Source organism: Hymenobacter daeguensis (genome assembly GCF_054780555.1).
Genome location: NZ_BAAGWC010000013.1, coordinates 45,661 through 69,483 on the forward strand (window position 1 = coordinate 45,661; position 23,823 = coordinate 69,483).

The 23,823-nt window shown below is 61.8% G+C and carries 16 protein-coding genes; 10 read left to right on the top strand and 6 right to left on the bottom strand.

Translation table 11 applies throughout. The annotated features are described in order from the left end of the window. Nucleotides 1-6: 6 nt before the first annotated feature. Nucleotides 7-837, top strand: a complete 831-nt coding sequence (locus ACYVHT_RS14785) for a DNA adenine methylase (protein WP_460553258.1) — start codon at nucleotides 7-9, stop codon at nucleotides 835-837. Beyond that, entirely contained in the window at nucleotides 838-1,482 is a 645-nt protein-coding gene (locus tag ACYVHT_RS14790; protein ID WP_460553261.1) for a PDDEXK family nuclease, read from the top strand. It abuts the gene before it with no gap. Nucleotides 1,483-1,489: 7 nt separating this feature from the next. Here ACYVHT_RS14790 and ACYVHT_RS14795 read toward each other — a convergent pair whose 3' ends face one another. Further along, nucleotides 1,490-2,410, bottom strand: a complete 921-nt coding sequence (locus tag ACYVHT_RS14795; protein WP_460553263.1) for a flavin reductase family protein — start codon at nucleotides 2,408-2,410, stop codon at nucleotides 1,490-1,492. A gap of 57 nt (nucleotides 2,411-2,467) precedes the next feature. Here ACYVHT_RS14795 and ACYVHT_RS14800 point away from each other — a divergent pair, with 57 nt between their 5' ends. From ACYVHT_RS14800 to ACYVHT_RS14815, 4 genes are all read left to right on the top strand, one after another. Beyond that, nucleotides 2,468-3,397, top strand: coding sequence for a zinc-binding metallopeptidase family protein (locus ACYVHT_RS14800; protein WP_460553265.1), 930 nt, complete (start codon nucleotides 2,468-2,470; stop codon nucleotides 3,395-3,397). A gap of 142 nt (nucleotides 3,398-3,539) precedes the next feature. Further along, nucleotides 3,540-5,009, top strand: coding sequence for an MFS transporter (locus ACYVHT_RS14805; RefSeq protein ID WP_460553267.1), 1,470 nt, complete (start codon nucleotides 3,540-3,542; stop codon nucleotides 5,007-5,009). Between the two features lie 144 nt (nucleotides 5,010-5,153). Beyond that, a complete protein-coding gene (acs, locus tag ACYVHT_RS14810) occupies nucleotides 5,154-7,067 on the top strand; it encodes an acetate--CoA ligase (protein ID WP_460553270.1) in 1,914 nt (637 codons plus the stop codon). A gap of 234 nt (nucleotides 7,068-7,301) precedes the next feature. Then, nucleotides 7,302-9,449, top strand: a complete 2,148-nt coding sequence (locus tag ACYVHT_RS14815) for a T9SS type B sorting domain-containing protein (protein WP_460553272.1) — start codon at nucleotides 7,302-7,304, stop codon at nucleotides 9,447-9,449. A gap of 95 nt (nucleotides 9,450-9,544) precedes the next feature. On the opposite strand, the gene ACYVHT_RS14820 is transcribed toward ACYVHT_RS14815, so the two are convergent. The 5 genes from ACYVHT_RS14820 to ACYVHT_RS14840 form a co-directional block, all read right to left on the bottom strand. Then, nucleotides 9,545-10,741 (bottom strand): acyltransferase family protein, encoded by a 1,197-nt coding sequence (locus ACYVHT_RS14820; RefSeq protein WP_460553275.1) that lies wholly within the window; start codon nucleotides 10,739-10,741, stop codon nucleotides 9,545-9,547. Nucleotides 10,742-10,858: 117 nt separating this feature from the next. Continuing rightward, nucleotides 10,859-12,364, bottom strand: coding sequence for an exonuclease domain-containing protein (locus tag ACYVHT_RS14825; RefSeq protein WP_460553277.1), 1,506 nt, complete (start codon nucleotides 12,362-12,364; stop codon nucleotides 10,859-10,861). A 125-nt stretch (nucleotides 12,365-12,489) separates the two neighbouring features. Then, entirely contained in the window at nucleotides 12,490-13,227 is a 738-nt protein-coding gene (locus ACYVHT_RS14830) for an SDR family oxidoreductase (RefSeq protein ID WP_460553280.1), read from the bottom strand. A 205-nt stretch (nucleotides 13,228-13,432) separates the two neighbouring features. Beyond that, nucleotides 13,433-14,266 (bottom strand): AraC family transcriptional regulator, encoded by an 834-nt coding sequence (locus ACYVHT_RS14835; RefSeq protein ID WP_460553283.1) that lies wholly within the window; start codon nucleotides 14,264-14,266, stop codon nucleotides 13,433-13,435. Nucleotides 14,267-14,467: 201 nt separating this feature from the next. Continuing rightward, nucleotides 14,468-15,679, bottom strand: a complete 1,212-nt coding sequence (locus ACYVHT_RS14840; RefSeq protein WP_460553286.1) for an AI-2E family transporter — start codon at nucleotides 15,677-15,679, stop codon at nucleotides 14,468-14,470. Nucleotides 15,680-15,901: 222 nt separating this feature from the next. Here ACYVHT_RS14840 and ACYVHT_RS14845 point away from each other — a divergent pair, with 222 nt between their 5' ends. The 4 genes from ACYVHT_RS14845 (at nucleotide 15,902) to ACYVHT_RS14860 (ending at nucleotide 23,705) form a co-directional block, all read left to right on the top strand. Then, nucleotides 15,902-17,845 (top strand): DNA topoisomerase IV subunit B, encoded by a 1,944-nt coding sequence (locus tag ACYVHT_RS14845; RefSeq protein ID WP_460553289.1) that lies wholly within the window; start codon nucleotides 15,902-15,904, stop codon nucleotides 17,843-17,845. Between the two features lie 778 nt (nucleotides 17,846-18,623). Then, entirely contained in the window at nucleotides 18,624-21,356 is a 2,733-nt protein-coding gene (locus ACYVHT_RS14850) for a DNA gyrase/topoisomerase IV subunit A (RefSeq protein WP_460553503.1), read from the top strand. Between the two features lie 228 nt (nucleotides 21,357-21,584). After that, nucleotides 21,585-22,517, top strand: a complete 933-nt coding sequence (locus ACYVHT_RS14855) for a tetratricopeptide repeat protein (protein WP_460553292.1) — start codon at nucleotides 21,585-21,587, stop codon at nucleotides 22,515-22,517. A gap of 24 nt (nucleotides 22,518-22,541) precedes the next feature. Further along, entirely contained in the window at nucleotides 22,542-23,705 is a 1,164-nt protein-coding gene (locus ACYVHT_RS14860) for a tetratricopeptide repeat protein (protein WP_460553295.1), read from the top strand. The last annotated feature ends 118 nt before the right edge of the window (nucleotides 23,706-23,823 follow it).

Below are 23,823 nucleotides of genomic sequence, written 5' to 3' on the forward strand. Positions count from 1 at the left end.
TGAATTTTGAATAAGATAGCAGGCTTATTATTCCCGGATTACAATCCCACGGCAGAGAATTGTGTGCTTACTCCAGCGCTCAAATGGGCGGGAGGCAAGCGTTGGTTATTGCCATACTTACAGCCCATCTGGCAGCAGTTCAAAAGTCGCCGACTGGTAGAGCCATTTGTTGGGGGAATGGGCGTTGCGTTGGGTTTGAAACCGGGCCAGGCATTATTGTCAGACAGTAATGAGCACCTGATAAATTTTTATCAGTGGTTGCAGAAAGGCTTAGTCACAAGCACCGATTTTTATAATGAGGAATCCGCGTTTTATGAGGCGCGTACACAATTCAACGGTTTAATCAAAGTCGGCGAGGCACGTTCTAAAAAAGCAGCCGAATTATTCTATTATTTGAATCGTACGTGCTTTAACGGCTTGTGTCGTTTTAATAGCAAAAATGAGTTCAATGTTCCGTTCGGACGATACAAGAAAATTAACTACACACAAGACTTTTCTTCGTACCGGTTAGGATTGAGCAAGTGGCAAATAACGTGTCATGATTTCGAGCAAACAAAGGTGACGGATAATGATTTTCTCTACGTTGACCCACCCTACGATACGCCATTTAGCCAATACGGAAAAGAAGATTTCACTTGGGACGACCAAGTACGCTTGATAAGCTGGCTAAATCGACAGAAAGTACCAATGGTTATTACTAACCAAGCAACGGCGCGCATTATGGAGGCTTATCAAGCTGCCGGCTTCTCAATTACGACCTTACTAGCACCACGACGCATTGCTAGTTCGGGCAACCGAACCCCGGCGCTGGAAATGCTGGCTACCAAGAATATTTAAATGGAAAGAGCCGATGCGGTCAGACTGCTGGAGCAGTTAATTGATAAGGACCTAGTACAGGTCGCTCATGCCCACGGGGTCACTATTTTTAAGGACGGAAAGAAAAACAAAGGTTGGGCCGGGCACACGCTGGAACGGTTTTTATCCCTGCCATTAAATAGCTCGCGGGCGCCTAATTTTGGAAGCTGGGAATTGAAGTCAACTTCGCTGGTGCGTAGCAAGCGTGATAGAAGTTTGCGGGTAAAAGAAACCATTGCCATCACAATGCTCGACCCTGTGGAAATTACGCAGAAAGAGTTTGAGGAAAGCCACCTGTACAATAAGCTACGCAAGACGCTGATTGTGGCCCGAATCCACGAAAGCCAACAGGAAGAACATTCCTTATTGCACAGCATTGCCGAATTTAATTTGACAAATCCGGCGTTGTATCGGGCTTTAAAAGCCGATTATGACCTCATCCGGGAAACCGTGCGCAAAGGCAACGCTCTGACTGGCCGTTTAGGGAAATATATTCAGCCGCGTACTAAGGGGGCAGGGCACGGTAGTACTTCCCGCGCCTTCTATGCCCGGCCCGTGCTGGTGGCTCATTTGCTTAATATCGCACCTATACGATTTGATGACGAATCGGTAGTGTCTCTCGAATAGAGAAAAGCTATTCTATCGATAACACCTTCCACGCCGCCACGAGCCGCCCTTCGGCCAGCAACTGGCGGCCCAGCTGCAGCAGGTGCTTCTGTCGCTCTGAAACATCGTCGCGGTGTTTGTTGAGCAGATAAGCCACCATCGGCTCGGATTTAAATTCCTCCACTTGCTCCGGCGTGGGCAGGGCGTCACGCTCGATGTTGGCGAGGCGGCCTAACTCATTGCCAGTTAGTACAGCAGAGTTGCGCAGGTGCTCCGGTAGCTGGTCGATGCCTATGCCGATGTGGCGGTTGGGCTTTGGAACTTCGAAGAGGCTGGCGCCGCTGGCCCGGCAGTACCAGTCGCCGCCGAGGCGGGCTACGGCGTCGAGCTTGAAGGGGTCGATGCCGGTGGCGTCGGGCAGGAGGATGTCGGGGCGGAAGTGGGCGCGCACGATGCGGCAGATGATGAGGTTGCCGGCGCCGTGGTTTTTGCCTAGCTCGATAACCTGCTCCACCACGCACTCGAAGGCGGCGGGTGCTTCGGCTACGCGGGGCGGGCGCACCTGTTCGGAAGCCAGCTCGGTGAGGCCGGCTTTGGTGAATTCGTTGACGCCTTTGCCGTACTCGGTGCTGGCCAGCGACATCTGCTCCACCAGCGCGTAATCGCAGATATTGATGACGACTTCGGGCACCTCGCGCACGTTTTCGAGCGTGTGCTTCTGGGTGTTGTCGCGCACGCGGTTTGCCGGCGAGAACACCAGGATGGGCGGGTTGGAGCTGAAGGCGTTGAAGAAGCTGAAGGGGCTAAGGTTGACGTTGCCTGCGGCATCGATGGTGCTGGCGAAGGCGACCGGGCGCGGAGCCACCGCGCCCACCAGAAACGGGTGCCACTGGGCGGGGGTGAGGTCGGCAGGCGTGAGGGAGTGGAACGACGGGGTGGGGGCGAGCATGGGCGGGAAAAAGGCGCGGAAACGAAACGATTGGCCAAAGCTAAGTAGCTTGGGCGCATGAAAATGACTTTGGCGGCCCTGCTGCTCATGGGATGGGTTCGAACGGCGCCGGCCGCCGCGCAAAACCTGCCCGCCGATACTGCCCTGCTCCACCGACACCTGGCGTTTCTGACGACCACGCCGCAGCCGCGCAACTACCAGCACCCGGCCGTGCTCGATTCGGTGGGGCGCTACCTGGCCCGGCACCTGCGGGCGGCCGGCGCCACGGAGGTTGGCGAGCAGCCCTACGCCGTGCGCGGGCAAACTTACCGCAACATTCTCGGGTCCTTCGGCCCCAAAGACGGCCCGCGCCTGATTGTCGGGGCGCACTACGACGTGTGCGGCGACCAGCCCGGGGCCGACGACAACGGCACCGGCGTGGCGGCCCTGCTGGAGCTGGCCCGGCTGCTGGGGCAGCAGCCGGCGCTGCCCTATCGCATCGACCTGGTGGCCTACACGCTGGAAGAGCCGCCATTCTTTCGGACCAAAAACATGGGCAGCCACGTGCACGCCGCCGCCCTGAAGGCGGCCGGCGTGCCGGTGCGGGGCATGGTGGCGCTCGAAATGCTGGGCTATTTCGACGACCGCAAACACACCCAGCAGTACCCCATCGGGCCGCTGAAGCTGATTTATGGCAGCCGGGGCAACTACGTGACGGTGGCGCAAAAATTTGGCAATGGCCGTTTCGGGCGGCAGTTTGCGCGGCACTACCGCCAACGGGCGCAGCTGCCGGTGAAGCGGTTCAAAGCGCCGGCCTGGCTGCCGGGCATCGACTTTTCGGACCACCTGAACTACTGGAAATTTGGCTACCCGGCCGTGCTGCTCACCGATACGGCCTTCTACCGCAACCACAGCTACCACGAGGCCACCGATACCCTGGCCCGGCTGGACATGCGCCGGCTGGGGCTGGCGGTGGATGCCCTGCTGGCCGTGGTGGTGGGCGCGTGAGCCGGAATCGGGGTGGCGGCGCAACGCTACGCCTTTGTTGCACCTGGAGGGGTGCAAACGGCTTAAAATAATCCCGCAAGGCCTGCGATAGGTGGGGCGTGTCAATTGCGTGCTTACATTCCGGCTTTCAATTATTGCTCGCATGGAATCCCCGCTCATCCCACCCATCGAATCGTCGGCTGCGGCCGTCGCGCACGACAACAACACGACCACGACCAAACAAATCTGGCAGGTGATAACTGCCTCTTCGGTGGGCACGGTCATCGAGTGGTACGATTTCTACATCTTCGGTTCGCTGGCGGCCATCATCGGACCGGTGCTGTTTGGGGCAAAGGGCAAGCCGGAGGAAACGCTGCTGGGCGCGCTGGCCGTGTTTGGGGTGGGCTTCATCGTGCGGCCGTTCGGGGCCGTGGTGTTTGGCCGCATCGGCGACATGATTGGGCGCAAATACACGTTTCTGCTGACGCTGCTCATGATGGGCGGGGCCACCGTGGCCACCGGCCTGGTGCCTGGCTACGACCAGATTGGCTGGGTGGCGCCGGCCATCGTGCTGGTGCTGCGCCTGTTTCAGGGCCTGGCGCTGGGCGGCGAGTACGGCGGGGCCGCTACCTACGTGGCCGAATACGCGCCCGACAACCGGCGCGGCTACTTCACCAGCTACATTCAGATTACGGCCACGGCCGGCCTCATCCTGAGCATTCTGGTGATTGTGCTCACCAAAAAAGCCATGTCCGATGCCGACTTCAAGACCTGGGGCTGGCGCATTCCCTTCCTGCTCTCGGGCGTGCTGATTGTGGCCTCCTACTACATCCGCAAGCAGCTGCACGAGTCGCCGCTCTTCGCCAAAGCCAAGGCCGAAGGCAAAACCAGCACCAACCCGCTGCGCGACACCTTTGCCAACCCCGTGAACCGCCGCCTGGTGCTCATTGCCCTGTTTGGGGCCACCATGGGGCAGGGCGTGGTGTTCTACACCAGCCAGTTCTACGCCTATTCCTTCATGCAGAATGCCCTGAAGCTGGATTTGATTGATGCCAGCATCGTGCTGGTGGTGAGCATGGTGGCGGCTACGCCGCTGTTCATCTACTTCGGCTCGCTCTCCGACCGCATCGGCCGCAAGCGCATCATCATGACCGGGATGCTGTGCGCGGCGCTGTTCACGGTGCCGCTCTTCCACGGCATCAAGGCCTACGCCGGCCCGCTCACCGAAATCACGCCTGCCACCGTGGATGCTGCCGGCAAAGCGGTGGAAGCCGTCAGTAAAGCCCTCGCGCCCAACCTGCCCATGCTCACGCTGCTCACCTTCTGCCTCGTGCTGTTCGTGACGATGGTGTACGGCCCCATTGCCGCCTACCTCGTCGAGCTGTTTCCCACCAAGGTGCGCTACACCTCGCTCTCGGTGCCCTACCACATTGGCAACGGCATTTTTGGGGGCTTCGTGCCGCTGGTGGCCACCTGGATTGGCGTGTGGGCCAAGGCCCAGCCCGCCGGCACGTTCTTTAAGGAGCACGCCGCGCTGTCGGGGCTGATTTACCCGGTGGTTATCGCCCTGTTGTGCTGGGCCATTGGCTCGGCGCTGATGAAGGATACGCGCAACGTGCGCATCATGGACTAGGGTAGGGCTGGCGCAACGGCGCCCGTAATCCTCTCATCTTTTGTCACAATCCTCTCAATTCCTTCGCTATGGGTGTTTTTCCCGGCAAAAAGCCTTCTATTTGCCACCGGAAACCTGCTCACGCCTTTATTGCCAAACCACCCCATGTCCGCCATTCGCACCCGCACGCTCGAAGAATACCACGCCGACTACCAGCAGTCCGTTGAAAACCCCGATGCCTTCTGGGCCGCCGCCGCCGAGCCCTTCACCTGGCGCAAAAAGTGGGATACCGTGCGCGGGGGCGAGTTTTCGCCGGGCGGCACCAGCACCTGGTACGCCGGGGCCACGCTCAACATCACCGAAAACTGCCTCGACCGCCACCTGGCCCAGCGCGCCAACAAGCTGGCCATCGTCTTCGAGCCCAACGACCCCAAAACCCGCCACCTGCGCCTGACCTACCGCGAGCTGCACGAGCAGGTATGCCAGTTTGCCAACGTGCTCAAGAAGAACGGGGTGCGGAAGGGCGACCGGGTGGTGCTCTACCTGCCCATGATTCCGCAGCTGGCCGTGGCCGTGCTGGCCTGTGCCCGCATCGGGGCGGTGCACGGCGTCATTTTTGCCGGCTTCTCGGCCACTGCCATTGCCGACCGCATCAACGATGCCGAGGCCGCTTTCGTCCTCACCGCCGACGGCCTGAACCGGGGCGCGAAGCAAATCCCGGTGAAAAGCGTGGTCGATGAGGCGCTGGAGCAGTGCCCCGGCGTGCGGCGCGTCATCGTGGTGGAGCACACCGGCTGGCCCGTGCAGTGGAAGGAGGGCCGCGACGTGTGGTACCACGACGAGGTGAAAGACGTGGAGAAAGACTGCCCGGCCGAAGAAATGGCCGCCGAGGACCCGCTGTTTATCCTCTACACCAGCGGCAGCACCGGCAAGCCCAAGGGCGTGGTGCACACCCAGGCCGGCTACATGGTGTGGGCCGACTACACCTTCCGCAACGTGTTTCAGGTGGAGGAAAACGACATGTACTGGTGCACCGCCGACATTGGCTGGGTCACGGGCCACACCTACGGGCTGTATGGCCCGCTGCTGGCCGGCAGCACCACGCTGCTGTTTGAGGGCGTGCCCACGTTTCCCTCGCCCGGCCGCTTCTGGGAGGTGATTGACAAGCACCACGTCACCATTTTCTACACCGCGCCCACAGCCATCCGCAGCCTCATGGCCGCGCCCATCGACCACGTTTTGGCCTACTCCCTCAGCAGCCTGCGCGTGCTCGGCTCGGTGGGCGAGCCCATCAACGAAGAGGCCTGGCACTGGTATCACCAGCACGTGGGCAAGGGCCGCTGCCCCATCGTGGACACCTGGTGGCAGACCGAAACCGGCGGCATCATGATATCGGCCATGGCGGGCATCACGCCCAGCGTGCCGGCCCGCGCCGGCCTGCCGCTGCCCGGCGTGCAGCCCGTGCTGCTGAACCAGGACGGCACCGAAATCGAAGGCAATGACCAGGAAGGCTACCTTGCCATCAAGGCCAGCTGGCCGGGCATCATCCGCACCACCTGGGGCGACCACGAGCGCGCCCGCCAGACGTATTTCCAGCCGTATCCCGGCTATTACTTCACCGGCGACGGCGCCCGGCGCGACGAAAACGGCCTCTACCGCATCATTGGCCGCGTTGATGACGTGATAAACGTTTCGGGCCACCGCTTTGGCACGGCCGAAATCGAAAACGCCATCAACCAAAGCCCCGAGGTGGTGGAAAGCGCCGTGGTGGGCTACCCGCACGACGTGAAAGGCCAGGGCATCTATGCCTACGTCATCTGCCAGAACGGGGTGCCCGACAACGACATCGACCGCCAGCGCGTCGAGTCCAGCATCATCGAGGCCGTGGTGGCCAACATTGGCCGCATCGCCAAGCCCGACAAGATTCAGCTTGTGTCGGGCCTGCCCAAAACCCGCTCCGGCAAAATCATGCGCCGCATCCTGCGCAAAGTGGCCGAGGGCGAAACCTCCAACCTCGGCGACGTAACCACCCTCCTTGACCCGCTGGTGGTGGATGAGATTCTGGCCGGCAAGCAGTAGCCGGCCCATCACCCCGGCCACAAAAAAGCCTCGCTGCCGAAGCGAGGCTTTTTTGTGGCCAACGCCCGATAAGCGGGCGGGGTACCTCCGCCGCCTGGGGCCAGCTGTGACGAGCTCTGGCATAATTTTCCCGGTGGTTTTCAGTTCCTTTTCAGCGAATGCAGCCGGCCGGCTTCCCGAATGCAGCGGCCTCCGGCTAACATTCTTTCTACCACATTTTTCACCGCCTGAAACATGAGCTTACGGAAAAAAAGCTACGCACTGAAACTGCTGCTGCTGACCATGGTGCTGGCCCTCGGGCACCAGGGGGCCGTGGCGCAAAAAGAATTTGACACCTGGTATTTCGGCAATCGGGCCGGCATTTCTTTCACCGGCGGCACGGCCCGCGCCCTTTCCGATGGCGTGATGACCTCCGGCGAGGGCTCAGCGGCGATTTCCGATGCCCAGGGCAACCTCCTGTTCTATACCAACGGCATCTACGCCTGGAACCGGCTGCATCGGAAGCTGGTGAACGGCCGCGACATGGGCGCTTTCAAAGACAGCACCCGCACCGAGCTGCTGCCCAACTCGGCATCGCAGGGGGTGGTGGCGGTGCCCCGGCCCGGCAGCAGCACCGAGTATTATGTTTTCACCGTGGATGCGGCCGAAAATGGCCTGCGCGGCGGCCTGCGCTATTCCGTGGTGGACATGGCCCGGCAGGGCGGGCTGGGCGAAGTCACCACCAAGAACAACCCCGTGCAGGTGCCCGTGGGCGACGGCCGGCTGACGGAAAAGCTGCTGGCCGTGCGCCATGCCAACCAGCGCGACATCTGGATACTGGTGCACGCCTGGAACAGCAACGTCTTCCTGGCTTACCTGCTCACGCCCACGGGCCTGGCCACCACGCCCGTGCTGTCGGCGGGCGGCATCATTCACCAGGGCGGCAACAACCCGCGCCGCGACTACAACTGCATCGGCTACATGAGAGCCTCGCGCGATGGCCGGCAGCTGGCCGTGGCGCAGTACAACAACAGCCTGGAGCTGTTCGACTTCAACTACGGCACCGGCATTGTCTCGAACCCCCGCCTGCTGGGCCTGCTCAATAGCCCCAACATACTGGCGGGTTTCTACGGTGTTGAGTTCTCGCCCAATGGCAACCTGCTCTACGCTACTTCCGGCTCCAGCATCACGCAGTACAACCTGGTCACCGGAAGCCAGATTCAGTTTTCCATAGTGGTGTACGGCGGGGCCCTGCAGCTCGCGGCCGATAACAAGATATACGTGGCGTGCTACCAGAACTTCGGCAGCACTTCGGTGGGCGTTATCGATGCGCCCGACACTCCCGGCCTCGGCTGTGCCTACCGTGCCAACGGGGTGGTGTGGACGGGGAGGGGCAGCTACCTGGGGCTGCCCAACGTCATGGTGCGTCCGCCCGTGCCGGGCACGGTGCTGCTCAATTACGGGCTGCTGGGCACCGATGTGTGCGAAGGCGAAACCAGCTTTTTCACTGCCTCGGTGTACCCCGCCATTCCCGATGCCGTGTTCACCTGGAATTTTGGCGACCCGGCCAACCCCGGCAACACGGCCAGCGGCCCCGCAGTGCAGCACCGCTACCTGCGAGTGGGCACCTACGTGGCCACCATGACGATGCACGAAGTGAGCGGCACCACCCGCACCTACGCCCAGACCGTCCGCATCCTGCCGCGCAGCCCAGCCCGGCTGCAATCCAACGCCGCGACGGATTGCAACAGCAGCATCAGTAATGCGCTGCTCACTATCACGCCCGCCCAGCCGCCGGGCACCACCTACCGCTGGCAGGATGGCAGCACCGCTTCCCAGCTCCGGGCCACAGCCCCCGGCCTCTACTGGGTAGAGGTGACCCCACCCCAGCAATGCACGGTGCGCGACACCCTGCGGCTGGCATTTGTGCCCTCACCCACGCTCACCCTGCGTCCGGAATACGTCATTTGCGTCGAGGACAGTCTCGTCCTCGACCCCGGCCCGCAGCCCGCCGGCACCACCTACCGCTGGCAGGACGGCAGCACCGCCCCCCGGCTGGCAGCCCGCGCATCGGGGCGCTACGTCGTTACCGTAACCAATGCCCGGGGCTGCGGCACCACCGCCGAAACCCGGGTGCGCTACGGCGATGACTGCCCGTTTAAAATCCCCAACATCATCACCCCCAACAACGACTCCGACAACGACACCTTCGTGTTGCAGGGCCTGGAGTTCAAGGGCTGGAACCTGCAGGTATTCAACCGCTGGGGCGGGCTGGTGTACCAGCAGGCGCACTACGACAACCAGTGGGGCGCGGCCGGGCAGGCCGCCGGGGTGTATTATTTTCTGCTGGTCAATGCCACCTCGGGCCGGCAGCTCAAAGGCTGGGTCGAGGTGGTGAAATAGGCCGGCCGGGAGCAAGCAGCCCGCCGCTCCTGAAATAGCCCCGGCGCTGTCCGGAAGCGGGGCGTTTTTTTGGCGCTAGTGCCAGGCAAGTGCGGCTAGGCGCGTGAGGCCACCAGCAATGGGCGGGGTTTAAGCCACTGATGAAGAGGCGATTCTACGTACTTGTACAGCAGCACGGAAATCACATTTAGTAAAATAAACTGAATGACGGAGTTGTGGATAACGTACCTGGCCAACAGGGTATTCACAACCCCGACGTGTATCAGGTAAAAGATGTAGGAGCTTTTTCCCAGCGTGTCCATCAGCTGGGTGCTAAGCAGTTTCCGAAGAAGGCTCTGCTCGGTGAGCAGGCCGTAGAACAAGAGCACGATGGGTATCGGCAGCAGGACATTATTGATAAAAATGCCGGCGTAGAGCACTTTCGAGTCGTAGATGCTGTCAATGCTCACCAGCGCCAGCCAAAGCAGCATCCCGATGAGCAGCCCCGAGCCCAGCCAGGTGCACCAGCTCCCGCGTCGGTTTAGTTGTTCCGGACTGTTGGCCCGCTGATGCAGCACGTACAGTCCCAGGCCCATCCCGGCGAAAAACTCCAGGCACCGACCCAGGAATGTGCGGTTCAGCATGAATTTATCGTTGCTGAACAGACCGTGGAAATCGAGGCTGCCCACGGTTTGTACCAACACAAGGCCGAGCAGCAGGCAGGCTACCGGCAGCCACACCAGCGCCCAGCGGTTGAAGTACATCGCCAACATGAAAAATGGCGCACCCAGATAAAAGCACTCCTCCACCGTCAGCGTCCAGGCGGCGCCAACTCCGGTAAAGATGTAGTTTTCAAAAAAGCCTTTCAGCAGCGTCAGATTCAGCCCGAACACTGCCAGGCGTTCGCCCGGGAGCAAATGGGCGTAAAGCGGAGCCGACTCGTAGCGCGCAGGATTATGCTCAATCAAAAAAAAGGTGAGCAGCGTTACGAGCAGGAACATGGGGTAGATGCGCGCCACCCGGTTCATCATATAGCGGCCAAACCACTGCCGGCTCAGGGCCGGAGCCGTGCTGTAGTAGCGGTAGCATATCAGGAATCCGCTCAGGACAAAGAAAATGGACACGCCAATGTGCATCTCCTGTATAAATCCGAAAGCCAGTCGCTTAATGCCCGTATCGGTTTTAAATCGTGCCAGCGGATTGAAGTGGTGAAAGCAAACCATGGCAGCGGCAACCGCCCGAATGCCCGTCAGTGCAGGCATGTAGTTCTGGGCCAATGCTATTCGGCCAGGTCTTTCTTCTTGGAGCGGCATCTGTTTCGGAGCTGAAAAGGGTAGATATGCCCAACAAAGCTACCATCGCCCCCGCTATCTACTGTTCAGCTGTCTGCTGATGCCAGCCCCCTGGAGTGTGCCTGCTTCGGCTTGCCCTCAGCCAAACACCTTCACCCGCTCGCCTTTGCGCTTGATGCGTAGATGGTTCCGGATAATCTGCTGAATGTCTTTGTTATCGGTATAAGGCTTGATGGCGTCGCGGAAATCGGCCAGCTTGCGGGCCGAAAACGTCTCATCCACGTAGCCGAAGCCCCGGTAGCGGCCGTTCTCGACCAGCACAATGCTCTTTTCCAGCTCCGTGCGGCCCGGCCCGATGACCACGAACGACTCGTGCTCGTAGCTGATGCTGTCGATGGCCTCGTCCACGCGCAGGTTGTAGCTCTCCGGCGGCTCCTGGCCCACGCACGCGCCCTGGCAGCGGTGCACTTGGTAGTCGAAGCACGGGCCGGGCGTTTTATACAGCCCGCACAGCTTCTGGCAGAGGTTGTACTTGGCCACCTTGTGGTAGAGGAAGCCCTGGGCCTTGTACTGGTTGCCGAGCGCAATAATGGGGATTTCGGCGTTGCGCGCATCGGCCCGGCCGTAGGCCAGCACCTTGTAGCCGTCCTCGTTGGTGCGCAGGTAGATGCCGGCCGGAAACACCGAGCGTCGCTGGGCCCGGTTGTAGGCCGGCTTGAGCTGCTTGATGAGGTGCGACTCGTACAAGAGCGCCACCAGCTCTGAGCCCGTCAGCTCCCAGGTGATATCGGCAATGGAATTCTTGAAATCCAGGCTCTTGCGCGACTTCACGTCCACTGCAAAGTGCTGCTGAATGCGCTTGTAGATGTTGATGGACTTGCCCACGTAAATCACCTCGCCCGCCTCGTTATGAAAGTAGTACACGCCCGTGGCCTGCGGCAGGCTGGCCACCACCGAAGCCGGCAGCAGCGGCGGCATGAGCGCCTCGCGAATAGCCGTTTGCACGGCCGCTACGCGCTTGGGCGAGGGGGCTTTGGTGCCGTCGGGCTTAGCTGCCGCTGACCTAGGGTTGCGGCCAGCGGGGGCCAGCGCATCCACGCGGGCCAGGGTGTGGCTGGTGTCCTGGCCGTGGGGCAGGTCGTCGCTTTCGCTGGTAATCTTCAGCAGCTTGCCGAAGAGCAGGGCCGTGGCGTGGGCGTCGCCGGCGGCGCGGTGCCGGCCTTCGAGCGGAATGCCGATGTTCTGGCAGAGCTTGCCCAGGCTGTAGCTGGGCTGGCCCGGAATGAGGCTGCGCGAGAGCCGCACGGTGCACAGGGTTTTGCGCGAGTAGTTGTAGCCCAGGTCGGCAAACTCCTTCTTCAGAAACGAGTAGTCGAAGCGCACGTTGTGGGCCACGAACACGCAGCCTTCGGTCATTTCCACCACTTTGCGGGCCACTTCGTGGAACTTGGGCGCGTCGCTCACCATGTCGTTGGTGATGCCCGTGAGCTGGGTAATGAACGGCGGAATGGCCCGGCCGGGGTTGAGCAGCGTGGCAAACTCGTCCACGATGCGCTCGCCGTCGTGGATGTAGATGGCGATTTCGGTGATGCGGTCCTGGGTGGGCTGCCCGCCGGTGGTTTCGAGGTCGATGATGGCGTACAAAGCGTCGCGCGGAAGAGGGTCGAAAAGAAAGCTAACAAACTTAGCCCGGCAGAAGGTTGCACAATAAAAAAGGCAGCCGGTGCGGCTGCCTTTTTCCACCAGTTAAATAGCCGCCCGGGCCGGGATTACCAGGGACAGGTTGCCGGGGCCGGAAAATATTCTTCGCTGAAAAACTTGCCGGTGGGCCCGTCCGGGCTAAGCAGCGCATACTTTACAATGCGCTGCCCGGCTTCTTCCACCGTGCTGGTGCCTTGCTGGCCCGTAAAGTCGGTTCTGGTATAGCCGGGGCATACCGCATTGACTTTGAACGGGGTATCGCGCAGCTCGTAGGCCAGGTTAAGGGTGTACATGTTCAGGGCCGTTTTCGAAGCCTGATACACGGGGACCCGCAGGGCAAAGTTTTCGTTGTCGAAGTCCGCGTACAGGCCCAGGGACGCCATGGCGGAGCTTACATTGACAATGCGCGGCTGCGGCGCGGCGGACAGCAAATCGAGGAAGGCCTGCGTGACGCCGGCTACGCCAAACACGTTGGTTTCGAACACGGCCCGAAACTGCTCCGGCGTGGCTTGCCGAACATCTTGCGGAAATCCGCCGGAGATGCCGGCGTTGTTGACCAGCACGTCCAGCGCCGGCGTTTTTTCGCCAATTAGCGCCCGGACCGCCCGGATGGAATCGGGACGGGTGACGTCGAGCCGAACGGCTTCAAGGGTGGGCAGCCCGGCGGCCCGAAGCCGGGCCACGGCCGCTTGCCCGTTTTCGAGGTCGCGGCTGCCGAGGTACACAAAATAGCCCTGCTGTGCGAGTTGTTTGGCCACTTCCAGGCCAATGCCTTTGTTTGCGCCGGTTACCAATGCTGATTTCATGAGTTGCATGAACAAGTGGGGGAAAAAGAAAATCCGGTAGCGTTATGTTGGCTACTTGGACTTGATAATGTTGATGATTAAGTTGTTAGGGTTTGGTTGGGGCGTTTGCTAACGGCACGGCGTACCCTGGCGGCGGGCAGCGGGCAGCTGCGGCCGGTCATTGGCAGGGCCCTTTTGGTATCAGCGTGGCATCAATGCCCGCGGCTCAGCCAGCCGGCAGGGGGTGGTGGCCGGCCCGCCCGGTCAGGGCAGTTGGCGGGTAGCCGAAGTGCTTTTTGAAGGCGTACGAGAAGTGCGCCAGGTTCTCAAAACCTACCTCCAGGTAGAGTTCCACGGGCTTTCTGCTCTTTTCTGCCAGCTGGTAATGTGCCAGCGTCAGCCTTTTCTGCGTCAGCCAGCGCTGGGGGCTGAGCCGAAAGGCTTTCTTAAAATCACGCTTGAACGTGGTCAGGCTACGGCCCGTGAGGGCGCTGAACCTGGCCAGGGGCATGTTGAACATGTAGTTCGCCTCCATAAACTCCACCAGATTGAGCTTGCCGGGCTCGGCAAAGTCGGCCAGCACGCCGTCGCTGTGCCGGTCGAGGCTGCGCAAAGTTTCAATCGCCTCCGTCACCTTGCCAGCCAGCAGCTTTGCCGGCAAGTGCTGCTTCAGTTCCAGGTAGGGCAGCAGCGAGGCAAAGAGGCTCTGCAGCAGCGGGTTTTCCGGAAAAACTACCGGGCCGCGAGTTGCCGAAGTACCCGTTGGCGGATTCCCGGCGTAGTACGCCTGCACCAGCGCCGTGGGCAGCTTCATGATTACGGCCTGGTACGCAATGCCATCCTTGGGGGACTTCAGCAGCGTGGCCGGCTGCCGGCGTGGCAGCAACACCGTGTCGCCCGGTCCGCAGTAGTGGGTGCGGTTGGCCTGCACCACCTTCAGCTCGCCCGCCAGCACGCCTACCAGCACAGCATCGTCGGCGGCTATTTCTCCTCCGTAGCGTTGGTCGCCACTACAGGCTACTACCATTTCCGCGTAGTGATTCAGCTGCTTGACGGTCATAGTGATGGATGGCAGCAGCGCTCGGCCAGGCCGCTTGTTGCGGCGTGCAGCGCTTGCTGACCATGCAAAATTAGGCAGTCCTCACCCGGCCTACTTTGCCTAAAAGGCCGAATTTGCTTTGTTCAGCGGGCCGGCCCTGGGGCGCGGCTACTGGCCTTCGGCCGAAACCTTGCTGCTGCCGGCCCATCTTGTATATCAGGCTCACATCCGCTTAATCATGCGCCACGCCTTGCTGAAAAAGCCCGGCTTGTCGTCCGACGTATCGGTCTGCGTGTCCTCCCCATCGGTCACGTCGCCCAGCAGAAAGCCCCAGGGCTCGGTGGCTTTGCTGGCATCGAACACCACTTTGAGCACCGCCACCAGCGGAATGCTCAGTATCATGCCCGGCGTGCCCCACAGCTCGCCACCCAGAATAAGGGCCACGATGGCGGCCATGGGGTTGATGCTCACCTTCGAGCCCGTAATCATGGGCGTAATGAAATTGCCCTCCAGAAACTGCACGAACATAAACACGCCCACCACGGCCGCCGCCTTGCCCGGCGAGCCGGTTTCGACCAGCGTAACCAGCGCCGGAATGGACGAGCCCACCATGATGCCGATGTAGGGAATGACGGCCAGCACCGAAGCGAAAATGGCGAAAAAGATGGCGAATTTCACCCCCAGCAGCAGCAGCCCGATGGCGTTGAGCACCGACACCACCACAATGACCGTGAACAACCCCTGAATATAGGCCTGCACGACGGTCTGGATGCTATCCATCGTGTGCAGCACGGTGGTGCGCTTGTCGGGAGCCACGAAGCGGAACAGGAACTGGCGCATGTGGTCGCGGTAATACAGAAAGCAGAAAATGTAGATGGGTATCAGCGTGGTCACGCTCAGCACGCCGGCCGTGGTGCTGAGCGTGGACCCCAGAAAGCCGCCCGCCGATTTCTTCACCGACTTCATCGAAGAATCAATCAGCTCTTCCTTGCTCATGGGCTGGTAGCCAAACTTCGCGCTGGCCCACTGCTGCACCGAGTCGAAATATTCGAGGCTCTTTTCCTGCAGCTTGGGCCATTCGTCGCGCAGGCTCATCAATTGGGTGCCAAACAGATAAACCAGGCCCGTGAGGGCAATGACCACGAGCAGCAGCGCCACAATGATGGCCCAGATGCGCGGCCACTTCCACTTTTCCAGGCGCACCACCAGCGGCAGCAGCAGCACCGACAGCAGCGCCGCAAACAGGATGGGCAGCAGCACGCTATCGAGCTTGCGCAGCACGAATACCAGCAGCGACATGCCAATGAGCAGGAAGGTGTAGTGGACAACCGGCGACTGCTTCACCTCGGCCGGCGCGTGGTGGCGCGTGGGCGAGGGAATGTTGCTGGGCAGGTTGAAGCCGTTGGGACGCGGAAGGGTAGGGCGTGGGAGCATAGCAGGCAGGATGAAGGGTGATTAAGGCCGCCGACGGGCGGCCAGTCAGGCAAAAGCCACGGTGCCAAGCCGCGCACCGCGTGAACCGCGGCCCGGCAATTGGTGTTGAAAACTAAATAATTTGGCGATTCCGGCTAAGCTCAATGGCAGCCGCTGGCTTGGTAGCCCGCCGTTTTCTGCGTTATTTTACTTGAAATCTGCCCCGCTTACGTATTTTTTGGAATGAAAGACGAACTACTTGCCGCCGAACCGGAAGCTCCCACCAAAACCCCCGACCACGGCTACAACGAAGACAGCATCCGCTCGCTCGACTGGCGCGAGCACATCCGCCTGCGGCCCGGCATGTACATCGGCAAGCTCGGCGACGGCTCAGCCTACGACGACGGCATTTATGTGCTGGTGAAGGAAGTGGTCGATAACTGCATCGACGAGCACGTGATGGGCCACGGCCGCACCATCGACATCAAGATTTCGGACTCCAAGGTGCAGGTGCGCGACTACGGCCGGGGCATTCCGCTGGGCAAGGTGGTGGACGTGGTGAGCAAAATCAACACCGGCGGCAAGTACGACAGCAAGGTTTTCCAGAAGTCCGTCGGCCTGAACGGCGTGGGCACCAAGGCCGTGAACGCCCTCAGCGGCTACTTCCTGGTGCAAAGCGTGCGCGAGGGCACCCTGAAAGCCGCCGAGTTTGCCCAGGGCAAGCTCGTGAGCGACCCCAAGCCCACCAAAACCAGCCAGCGCAACGGCACGCTGGTGGTGTTCCAGCCCGACGAAACGATTTTCAGGAACTACCGCTTCATCCCGGAGTACCTCGAAAATCAAATCTGGAACTACGTCTACCTCAACGCCGGCCTGACCATCAACTTCAACGGTCAGAAGTATTACTCCGAGCACGGCCTGCGCGACCTGCTGTCCCGCAAAGCCGACGAGGAAAGCATGCGCTACCCCATCATCCACCTGAAAGGGCCGGATATCGAGATGGCCATGACGCACGGCAACGACTACGGCGAGGAGTATTACTCCTTCGTCAATGGCCAGTACACCACGCAGGGCGGCACGCACCTGGCGGCTTTCCGCGAGGCCGTGGTGAAGGCCGTGCGCGAGTTTTACAAGAAGGACTACGACGCGGCCGACATCCGGGCCAGCATCATTGCCGCCATCTCGGTGCGGGTGCAGGAGCCGGTGTTCGAAAGCCAGACCAAAACCAAACTCGGCAGCGTGAACATGGGCGAGGACGGCCCCACGGTGCGCGGCTTCATCGTCGATTTCGTCAAGGACAACCTCGACAACTACCTGCACAAGAACCCCAAAGTTGCCGAGGACCTGCGCAAGCGCATCGAGCAGAGCGAGCGGGAGCGCAAAGACATGGCCGGCGTGAAAAAGCTGGCCAACCAGCGCGCCAAAAAAGCCAACCTGCACAACCGCAAGCTGCGCGACTGCCGCTTCCACCTGGGCGAAAACGCCAAGGACGGCGCCGAAAAAGAGGCACTCACCACGCTCTTCATCACCGAGGGCGACTCGGCCAGCGGCAGCATCACCAAGAGCCGCAACGTGGAGCTGGAGGCCGTGTTCAGCCTGCGCGGCAAGCCGCTGAACTGCTACGGCCTGAAAAAGAAAATCGTGTACGAGAACGAGGAACTGAACCTGCTGCAGCACGCCCTCAACATTGAGGAAGGCATCGAAGGCCTGCGCTACAACCGCGTGGTGGTGGCCACCGATGCCGACGTGGACGGTATGCACATCCGCCTGCTCATCCTCACGTTCTTCCTGCAGTTCTTCCCCGATTTGGTGCGCAACGGCCACGTGTTCATCCTCGAAACGCCGCTCTTCCGCGTCCGCAACAAGAAGGACACCATCTACTGCTACACCGAGCAGGAGAAGCAGGCCGCGATGAAGAAGCTGGGCCGCAACCCCGAAATCACCCGCTTTAAAGGGCTGGGCGAGATTTCGCCGGAGGAGTTCGGCAAGTTCATCGGCGAGAACATCAAGCTGGAGCCCGTCATTCTGCAGTCCGACCGCAGCATTCAGCAGGTGCTCACCTACTACATGGGCAAAAACACGCCCGCCCGCCAGGAATTCATCATCGACAACCTGCGCCTCGAAAAGGACCTCATCACTTCCGACGTGCTGCCCGTGGCCGAAGTGGCGGAGGAAGACCTGGCCTAGCGCGGCGTCTTCGCCGCAGGCTTCAGCGCCCCCGTCCGGTCTTTCGGGCGGGGGCGTTTTCGTGGGGCGCATACGGCCAGCGTAGCTTCCAGGCATGCAGAAGGGCCGCGCAAGGCCCGCCCGCTGACCCCTGAAAATTTCCTGAATGCGTAGCGAATGTTTGGAAATAAAATTTTTGTGCGTACGTTTGAACCGTCGCCTAGGGGTAGACTAGCCGACAAATTCCACGGAAAAGCCCGAGCCTTTGGTTCGGGCTTTTTTCTTTCCGGGCTGAGGCCGGCGGCGGCCGTTGCTAGCCGGGGTAGAACGCCTGGCGCCTTCACTAGTCTGATTAGCTTGCTTTTTTGCGCTAAAATGGCGTAATTTGAGGCAAGAGCCAATGTTGTGGCCTGATGGCCAGGTGCGGATTTGCTGCCGTTCGCTAAGAAATTTGGGAACTATCTGCCGCTGGCTGAAATTGTAATTTATTGCGCTCCGCGCTGATTCCGGTATTTTTGACGGCAGTACGCCGACCTCATTCGTTTCCTCCGTGGCCACTCCCGATATTCCTGCTTCCGACGCTCCCGACCAAAATTTTTTACAGCCCGGCGATTCGGTCGATTTCGACCTGGGGGCCTTCTCGCCAGCGGCGGACGCCGATGCCGAAGAGTCCACCGAGTTTCCGACCGCCGCAGCGGAAGTGCCGGCGGCTGAAGAATCGGCTGACGATGCCGAACCGCAGCCCGGAGCCGGGGCCGACTTGTTTGGCCACACTGCGGCCGTCATAGAAGCCGTGGCCATCGAGGCCGAGCCCGAAACCGAGGAAGAGCCCCGCTTCTCACCCGGCGAAACCATTCACGACGTGGCCACCGTGCGTGGCATGTACCAGAACTGGTTTCTGGACTACGCCAGCTACGTTATTCTGGAGCGGGCCGTGCCGGCCATCGAGGACGGCCTCAAGCCCGTGCAGCGCCGCATTCTGCACGCCATGAAGGAGATGGACGACGGCCGCCTCAACAAGGTGGCCAACATCATCGGGCAGACCATGCAGTACCACCCGCACGGCGATGCCAGCATCGGCGATGCCATCGTGAACCTGGGCCAGAAAGACCTCCTCATCGACCACCAGGGCAACTGGGGCGACGTGCGCACCGGCGACAGCGCCGCCGCCGCCCGCTACATCGAAGCCCGCCTGAGCAAGTTCGCGCTCGACGTGGTGTTCAACCCCGACACCACCGAGTGGCAGCTGAGCTACGACGGCCGCAAGCGCGAGCCCGTGACCCTGCCCGTGAAATTCCCGCTGCTGCTGGCGCAGGGCGTGGAGGGCATTGCCGTGGGCCTGAGCACCAAGATTATGCCCCACAACTTCCGCGAGCTGTGCGAGGCCAGCATTGAGGTGCTGCGGGGGCACGAGGTGCAGCTGTTTCCGGACTTTTCGACCGGCGGCCTGTGCGACGTGAGCAACTACAACTCGGGCCTGCGCGGCAGCAAAATCCGCCTGCGCGCCACCATCGAGAAGGTGGACAAGACCCTGCTCATCATCCGCGACATTCCCTACGGCACCACCACCACGGCGCTGATGGAAAGCATCGTGAAGGCGAGCGAAGCCAACAAAATCAAGATTAAGAAGGTGGTCGACAACACGGCGGCCAACGTGGAAATCCAGGTGCAGCTGCCCGCCGGCGTGTCGCCTGATTTGACGATGGACGCGCTCTACGCCTTCACCGACTGCGAAATCAGCATCTCGCCCAATACCTGCGTCATCATCGACGAAAAGCCCCGCTTCGTGGGCGTGGAGGACGTGCTGCGCCAGAGCACCAAGGCCACGGTGCGCCTGCTGGAGCGCGAGCTGGAAATTCGCCAGGAGGAGCTGTGGGAGAAGTGGCACGATGCCTCGCTGGAGAAGATTTTCATCGAAAACCGCATCTACCGCAAGATTGAGGAGTGCGAAACCTGGGCCGAGATTCTCGAAACCATCGACAAGGGCCTGAAGAAATTTGTGCGCGTGGCAGGGGAGAAGGCCCGGGCCGACGACCAGCGCATCGTGCTGCGCCGCGCCATTACGGAGGACGACCTGACGCGCCTGACCGAAATCCGCATCAAGCGCATCTCGAAGTTCGACGCCTTCAAGGCCGACGAGTATCTGCAGCGCCTGGAAGCGGAGCTGGCCGAAGTGGCCGACCACCTGGCCAACCTCACGCGCTACGCCATCAACTACTTCAAGGGCCTGCTGAAGAAGTACGGCGCGGGCCGCGAGCGCAAAACCCAGCTCCGCACTTTCGACGTGGTGACGGCCCAGAAAGTGGCCGTGGCCAACCAGAAGCTCTACGTGAACTACGCCGACGGCTTCGTGGGCTACGGCCTGAAGAAGGACGAAAACGCCGTCACCATCTGCGACTGCTCCGACCTGGACGACATCATCGCCATCCGGCGCGACGGCACCTTTACGGTGAGCAAAATCGCGGAGAAGACCTTCGTGGGCAAGGACATTCTGCACGTGGGCGTGTACAACAAGAACGACGACCGGCTGGTATACAACATGGTGTACCTGGACGGCGCGTCGGGCATCAGCTTCGCCAAGCGCTTCCTGGTGTCGGGCATCACCCGCGACAAGGTGTACGACCTGACCAAAGGCACCAAGGGCACCAAAACCCTGTACCTCACGGCCAACCCCAATTCGGAGTCGGAGATTGTGAGCGTGCAGCTTTCCGACAAAGCGCCGGCGCGGGTGAAGCAGTTCGACTTCGATTTTGCCGACCTCGCCATCAAAGGCAAGGGCTCGATGGGCAACATCGTGACCAAGCAGCCCATCAAGAAAATTACCCAGAAAGCGCTGGGCGACTCCACGCTGGGCGGCCGCGAAATGTTCTTCGACAGCGTGGTGGGCCGCCTCAACACGGCCGGCCACGGGCGCTACCTGGGCACGTTCGATACCGAAAACACGGTGCTGGTGGTGTACAAGGACGGCAGCTACGAGCTGAAAGCGCCCGACCCCGGCCTGCACTTCGACGTGCCCAACATCTTGATTCTGCGCAAGCTGGAGCCCGAAACCGTGCTCAGCGCCGTGTACGTGGACGGCGATACCAAAATTCACTACGTCAAGCGGTTCAAGATTGAAACCAGCACGCTCGACAAGCGCTTCACCTTCATTGCCGAAACCAAAGGCTCGAAGCTGCTGGCCGTGACGGCCAACCCCGAGCCGCTGGTGGAAATAACCTTGCAGAAGGACAAAAAGGCCGACAAGGAGAAAGAGCAGATTGGCCTGCACGAATTCATCGACGTGAAAGGCTGGAAGGCGATGGGCAACAAGCTCAACTACTTCAAAATCCACGCCCTCAGCTTGCTCACCGACGAAGGCCCCGAGCCCCAGCGCCGCGAAGTGAAGAAACGCGCCGCTACGCCCAGGCCCGGCGAGAATGCTGCCGAAGTCCCCCGCCCCGAGCCCACCGGCCCGGTCGATGTCACGGCCGAGGAAGTGGCCCGCGCCCAGGAGCTGCTGAAGCGGCCCAAGGCGCAGCTGGGACTGTTTTAAGGGTTTCGGCCTTGGTGCAGCTCGGCGCTGCCGGCAACTGCGACGCACCGCCCGTAACGCGGCGGGTGCTGCTGGAGCAGGTTGGTACGACTCCTGTTATCACGCAAGCGACCAGCCAGTGCGTGGCGGCGAAACGGCAGGCTTCCATTACCCGCGCCGGTTCCGGCTTTACCTTCGTGCAAAAAAAGCGGACGCAGGACGGTGGCTCATCAGGGAAGGTTACGGAAATTGTGCTGGCTGCTACTGGCAACGCTGCCATTGGGCCCGGTGGCCGGGCAGCCTCATGCCCGTTCGTCGGCTCAGCCCCTGGTTTCAGCCCTGCCCGCTGCCCCCGCGCCCGACCCGCCGGCCGTGCGCATCAAGCTGTTTCAGGCCGCCAACCTGGCCAGCAGCTTCAAGGACTCGGAAGCCCTGGGCGTGTATCAGGAGATTCTGAAAATTGTGCCCAACCACTACCTGGCCCTGTGGCAGTCGGCCGTGCTGAGCGTGAAAATCGGAGCCCGCTATTCCGACGAAACCCGCAAAAGCGCCTACTTCGATGCCGCCCGCAGCTACGCCGACCGCGCCCTGCTGCTCCGGCCCGAGGGCGGCGAGAGCAACTACGCCGTGGCGCTGGCCCTCTTCAACCAAGCCACGCTCTACCGCGCCGGGGCCCGGCTGAAAGCCTACCACGACCTGCGCTCGCACGTTTACCTGGCCTCCGAGCGCCGCCCCGACCTGGCCGAAACCTGGCAGCTGCGGGGCCGCTGGCAGTACCGCGTGGCGCACTACAACCTGCTGGAGCGCCTCTATAGCCGGCTGGTGCTGGGCGGCGTGCCCAGCGGTGGCGACAGCCGCGAAGCCATGGCCGACCTGGAAAAAGCCCATGCGCTGGCCCCGCACAACCTGCAGTTTTGCTACGACCTGGCCCGGATGTACCGCTACCAGGGTCGCCGCCGCCGCGCCATCGCCATTCTGCGCGAAGCCGAGCGCCTGCCCACCATTACCAGCGAAGATTTGGTGCTGAGCCGCTTGTGCCGCAAAATGCTGCCGCCGCTGGTGCGGGCCGATGCCCGCCGCCAGAAGCGCCGCGAGCGGGAGGGCCAAGCCGCCAAGCCGCCGGTGCTGGCCCCGGGAGATTCCAGCAAGGTGCGCATGGACACCATTAGCGGCAAGCAGTAGCTGCTAGCTTTGCAGTCGATGATAATGCGTTTTCCGGCTTCACTTCGATATTCTGCGTTCTGGCGGCTGCTGGCAGGAGCGGGGCTGGCGGCCTGCCAGTCCACCCCCTCCGAGCAGCCCGACAGGCTGGTGAACCTGGCCACCGTGCAGAGCGGCCCCCGTGTGCAGGCCGATGAGCTGAACGGGGCCATCACCCGGGAGCCGCGCAATACCACGCTGCTGGCCCGCCGCGCTACCTTGCGCCTGGCCGCCGGCCAGGCCCGCGCCGCGCTCGATGATGCGAACCGCGCCCTGGCCATCGACGAGGACAGCGGCGAGCTGTATTTCCTGCAGGCCCGGGCGTATCGGGCGCTGGGCCAGCTGCCGGCCGCGCTGGCCGCTGCCCGTCGGGCGGCCGAGCACGGCTTCTCGGGGCCCGAGCTGCCGCTGCTGGTGGGCGAAACCCACCTCGCGGCCCGCAACTACCCCGCCGCCCTCGACAACCTTGACCGCACCCTGCGCCTCGACCCCGACCAGCCCGCCGCCCTCTTCTACAAAGGCCTCGCCTACGCGGCCACCGCCGATACCAGCACCGCCGTGCAATACCTGCAGGATGCCCTGGCCCGCGACCCCCGCGAGCCCGAAATCCTCCACCAGCTGGCTTTCCTGCTCAATGCCTGGCGCATTCCGGCCGAAGCCGCCAGGTACGCGGCCCAGGGCATGAAGCTCGATACCGCTTCCGGCCTGCTGCGCTACGACTACGGCCGCCAGCTGGAGCTGCAGGGCCGCCCCGATAGTGCCCTCTGGTACTACCGCCGCGCCCTGGCCCTCGACACCACCGTGTACCGGGCCGACTACCGCCTCGGCCTGGCCGCCGCCAAAGCCCGGCAGCCCGCCGCTGTCATTCAGCACCTCACCCGCGCCCTGCGTCGCAACCCGCGCCTGCCCGAAGCCCGTGCCGTACTCGCCGAAGCCCTCGAAAGCCAGAACCGCCTGCCCGAGGCGCTGGCCCAGTACCGCCGGCTGGTAGCCGAAAACCCCGGCAACGCCCACTGGACTTTCAAGGTCTGGAAGACCAACGAGCAGGTGCAGGCCGCGCTGCCCGACAGCCTGCGCACCGTGCCGCGCTCCTATTACCATCGTTCGCCCGTGCCGGCCCGGCCGCAGCCCATCGCGCCGCTGCCGGTACGCCCGCCCAGTGCTGGCTAGCGCCAAACACTTGGTTAAGCACTTGGACGAACGAGGCAGATGCTCGTGCCCGGCCAGCCTCAGAAGCCCAACAGTCCCGTGCCAAAATCGACACGGGACTGTTGGGCTTCCGCATTAA

What these genes read in the sequence shown, in the direction of transcription:
- ACYVHT_RS14820 (WP_460553275.1), bottom strand. Translation starts at nt 10,741, where the DNA reads ATGCCGCTCCAAGAAGAAAGACCTGGCCGAATAGCATTGGCCCAGAAC.
- ACYVHT_RS14805 (WP_460553267.1), top strand. Translation starts at nt 3,540, where the DNA reads ATGGAATCCCCGCTCATCCCACCCATCGAATCGTCGGCTGCGGCCGTC.
- ACYVHT_RS14830 (WP_460553280.1), bottom strand. Translation starts at nt 13,227, where the DNA reads ATGAAATCAGCATTGGTAACCGGCGCAAACAAAGGCATTGGCCTGGAA.
- ACYVHT_RS14790 (WP_460553261.1), top strand. Translation starts at nt 838, where the DNA reads ATGGAAAGAGCCGATGCGGTCAGACTGCTGGAGCAGTTAATTGATAAG.
- ACYVHT_RS14795 (WP_460553263.1), bottom strand. Translation starts at nt 2,410, where the DNA reads ATGCTCGCCCCCACCCCGTCGTTCCACTCCCTCACGCCTGCCGACCTC.
- ACYVHT_RS14840 (WP_460553286.1), bottom strand. Translation starts at nt 15,679, where the DNA reads ATGCTCCCACGCCCTACCCTTCCGCGTCCCAACGGCTTCAACCTGCCC.
- ACYVHT_RS14800 (WP_460553265.1), top strand. Translation starts at nt 2,468, where the DNA reads ATGAAAATGACTTTGGCGGCCCTGCTGCTCATGGGATGGGTTCGAACG.
- ACYVHT_RS14845 (WP_460553289.1), top strand. Translation starts at nt 15,902, where the DNA reads ATGAAAGACGAACTACTTGCCGCCGAACCGGAAGCTCCCACCAAAACC.
- ACYVHT_RS14815 (WP_460553272.1), top strand. Translation starts at nt 7,302, where the DNA reads ATGAGCTTACGGAAAAAAAGCTACGCACTGAAACTGCTGCTGCTGACC.
- ACYVHT_RS14835 (WP_460553283.1), bottom strand. Translation starts at nt 14,266, where the DNA reads ATGACCGTCAAGCAGCTGAATCACTACGCGGAAATGGTAGTAGCCTGT.
- acs (WP_460553270.1), top strand. Translation starts at nt 5,154, where the DNA reads ATGTCCGCCATTCGCACCCGCACGCTCGAAGAATACCACGCCGACTAC.
- ACYVHT_RS14860 (WP_460553295.1), top strand. Translation starts at nt 22,542, where the DNA reads ATGCGTTTTCCGGCTTCACTTCGATATTCTGCGTTCTGGCGGCTGCTG.